This window comes from Streptomyces sp. C (assembly GCF_000158895.1).
Classification (GTDB): Bacteria; Actinomycetota; Actinomycetes; order Streptomycetales; family Streptomycetaceae; genus Streptomyces; species Streptomyces racemochromogenes.
This window is the reverse complement of record NZ_GG657750.1, coordinates 1,435,308-1,438,774: the sequence shown is the minus strand read 5'-3', so window position 1 is coordinate 1,438,774 and position 3,467 is coordinate 1,435,308. Positions and strand designations below refer to the sequence as shown.

At 71.6% G+C, this 3,467-nt stretch carries 3 protein-coding genes; 2 read left to right on the top strand and 1 reads right to left on the bottom strand.

The genetic code is table 11. The features are described from left to right. Positions 1–526 (bottom strand): GNAT family N-acetyltransferase (locus SSNG_RS06265; protein WP_042800617.1); only part of this gene is annotated, 526 nt, incomplete at its 3' end. A 279-nt stretch (positions 527–805) separates the two neighbouring features. Here SSNG_RS06265 and SSNG_RS06260 point away from each other — a divergent pair. Continuing rightward, the gene (locus tag SSNG_RS06260; RefSeq protein ID WP_007262964.1) at positions 806–1,606 is read left to right on the top strand and encodes a carbon-nitrogen hydrolase family protein; all 801 of its coding nucleotides are present in this window, start codon (positions 806–808) and stop codon (positions 1,604–1,606) included. 61 nt (positions 1,607–1,667) lie between these two features. Further along, a complete protein-coding gene (locus SSNG_RS06255; protein WP_007262963.1) occupies positions 1,668–3,365 on the top strand; it encodes an NAD(P)/FAD-dependent oxidoreductase in 1,698 nt (565 codons plus the stop codon). The last annotated feature ends 102 nt before the right edge of the window (positions 3,366–3,467 follow it).

Below are 3,467 nucleotides of genomic sequence, written 5' to 3'. Positions count from 1 at the left end.
GGCCCCGGCCGCGGAAGTCCGGGTGGGTGCAGACCGCGCTGATCTCGGTCCAGCCCGGCGGCCGCATCCGCTCCCCGGCCATCGCCACGAGCCGGCCCTCGTGCCGGATCCCCAGATAGGTGCCCAGCTCGACCGTGCGGGGCAGGAAGGGACCCGGCTCGGTCAGCTTCACCAGGGCCGTCATCTCCTCCACGTCGGCCGGGCCGAGCCGGACCGCGTCCGGCGCGTGCTCGACCCGTACCGCCCGGCCGTCCAGCTGGACCCCGGGCACGACGGCCACCGTCTCCCAGCCGGCCGGCGGGGTCAGCAGGCCCGTCAGCCACACCTCCTGCCCGGGGCCGACCAGCGCCGCCAGATCCGCCCAGGCAGCCGGGTCCTCCGGGTCGGCGAGGGCGGCGAAGGGGTTGGCGGACAGCAGGTAGCGGGCGGCGCCGCTCCCCGAGTACTCGGCGAAGGCACGGTGCGCGCCGTTCAGGGACCCCCACACCGGGTTGTCGAGCGGGGAGGCGGGATTCTCGGCGGACATGTCGGTGCGGGATCCTTCCGGAAGGCCTTGTCGGTCGGCCGCAGGGTAAGCCCGCGGCACCCGGCTGAGCAGCCGGTTTTCCCCCGGCCGCCAGGCCCCGCGCCGACCCCCGCAGGGGCTCCGGGGCCGCCGGGCGACCGCCGCGCAACGAATCACCGCACATCCCCGGGAACGCGCAACGAATCGATGCGCCCAGCGCAACGGTCACGGCTTGTCCGGATCGAACGCCCGAACGTACCGTTTTACGACCCCCACCCCACCTGTCACAGAGGTACGCCCATGCCCCCGCTGCGCACCGCACTCCTCCAGAGCTCCGGACGGCTCGGCGACACCGCCGAGAACCTGAAGCGGCTCGACGAGGCCGCGTCGCGCGCCGCACAGGGCGGGGCCGGGCTCCTCGTGACCTCGGAGATGTTCCTGACCGGCTACGCGCTGGACCTCCAGGAGGTGCCGGGGTACGCCGAACCGGCCGACGGCGAGTCCGCCCACGCCATCGCGGGCATCGCCCGCCGCCACGGGATCGCCGTCCTGTACGGCTACCCGGAGCGGGACGGCGACACCGTCTACAACTCGGCGCAGCTGATCGGCCCCGACGGCGCCCGGCTGGCGAACTACCGCAAGACCCACCTCTTCGGCTGCTTCGAGCAGGACGCCTTCACCCCCGGCGACACCCCCGTCGTCCAGGCGGACCTGAACGGCCTCCGCGTCGGCATCATGATCTGCTACGACGTGGAGTTCCCCGAGAACGTACGGGCCCACGCGCTCGCCGGGACCGACCTCCTCCTGGTCCCGACCGCGCAGATGCACCCCTTCCAGTTCGTCGCCGAACAGCTGGTCCCCGTACGGGCCTTCGAGAACCAGATGTACATCGCGTACGTCAACCGGACCGGCCCCGAGGGCGAGTTCGAGTTCGTCGGCCTCAGCTGCCTCGCCAGCCCCGACGGGGTCACCCGCACCCGGGCCGGCCGCGGCGAGGAGATGGTGTTCGGCCAGGTCGACCCGGAGCTCCTGGAAGCCTCCCGCGAGACCAACCCGTACCTGCGCGACCGCCGCCCCGGGCTCTACGCCTCCCTCGTCTGAGCCCCCGCTCCGCCCCCAGCCCTCCCGCCCCGCCCGTTCTGCCGCAAGGAGACGTACCCCCATGACGTCCACGGTGCCCACCACCGCCGTTCCGCACAGCGACGGCCAGCCCCCGATCACCATGTTCGGGCCGGACTTCCCGTACGCCTACGACGACTTCCTCGCCCACCCGGCGGGCCTGGGCCAGATACCGGCGACGGAACACGGCACCGAGGTCGCCGTCATCGGCGGCGGCCTGTCCGGCATCATCTCCGCCTACGAGCTGATGAAGATGGGCCTCAAGCCCGTCGTGTACGAGGCCGACCAGATCGGCGGCCGCCTGCGCACCGTCGGCTTCGAGGGCGCCGGCACCGAGGGCCTGACCGCGGAGATGGGCGCCATGCGCTTCCCGCCGTCCTCCACCGCGCTCCAGCACTACATCGACCTCGTGGGCCTGCAGACCCAGCCCTTCCCGAACCCGCTGTCCGAGGCCACCCCCTCCACGGTCGTGGACCTCAAGGGCGAGACCCACTACGCCGAGACCATCGCCGACCTCCCGCAGGTCTACCGCGACGTCGCCGCCGCGTGGAACGCCTGCCTCGACGAGGGCGCCGACTTCTCCGACATGAACACCGCGATGCGCGAGCGGGACGTCCCGCGCATCCGCGAGATCTGGGCGAAGCTCGTCGAGAAGCTCGACGACGAGACCTTCTACGGCTTCCTCTGCAAGTCCGAGGCCTTCCAGTCCTTCCGCAAGCGCGAGATCTTCGGCCAGGTCGGCTTCGGCACCGGCGGCTGGGACACCGACTTCCCGAACTCCATCCTGGAGATCCTGCGCGTCGTCTACACCGAGGCGGACGACCACCACCGCGGTATCGTCGGCGGCTCGCAGCAGCTGCCGATGCGCCTGTGGGAGCGCGAGCCCGAGAAGATCCTGCACTGGGCCCAGGGCACGTCCCTGTCCTCCCTGCACGACGGCACCCCGCGCCCGGCGGTCACCCGCCTGCACCGCACGGCCGGCAACCGCATCACCGTCACCGACGCGTCCGGCGACATCCGCACCTACCGCGCCGCCATCTTCACGGCCCAGTCGTGGATGCTGCTGTCGAAGATCGCGTGCGACGACACGCTCTTCCCGATCGACCACTGGACGGCGATCGAGCGCACCCACTACATGGAGTCCAGCAAGCTCTTCATCCCCGTCGACCGCCCGTTCTGGCTGGACAAGGACGAGGAGACGGGCCGCGACGTCATGTCGATGACCCTCACGGACCGCATGACCCGCGGTACCTACCTCCTGGACAACGGCCCGGACCAGCCGGCCGTGATCTGCCTCTCGTACACCTGGTGCGACGACAGCCTGAAGTGGCTGCCGCTGTCCGCGAACGAGCGGATGGAGGTCATGCTGAAGTCCCTCGGCGAGATCTACCCCAAGGTCGACATCCGCCGCCACATCATCGGCAACCCGGTGACCGTGTCCTGGGAGAACGAGCCCTACTTCATGGGCGCGTTCAAGGCCAACCTGCCGGGCCACTACCGCTACCAGCGGCGCCTGTACACCCACTTCATGCAGGACCGCCTCCCCGAGGACAAGCGCGGCATCTTCCTCGCGGGCGACGACATCTCCTGGACGGCCGGCTGGGCCGAGGGCGCGGTGCAGACCGCGCTGAACGCCGTCTGGGGCGTCATGCACCACCTCGGCGGGTCCACGGACGCCGCCAACCCGGGCCCGGGCGACGTCTTCGACGAGATCGCCCCGGTCGAACTCCCCGAGGACTAGCCCTCCTCGACGCCCCTCGCGCGGCTCGGCCCCTGGCGCTGCTCGCGCGGCTCGGCTGCGGGCGGCCCTACCGGCCCCGCACCGGCCACGCCGGACTCCGTC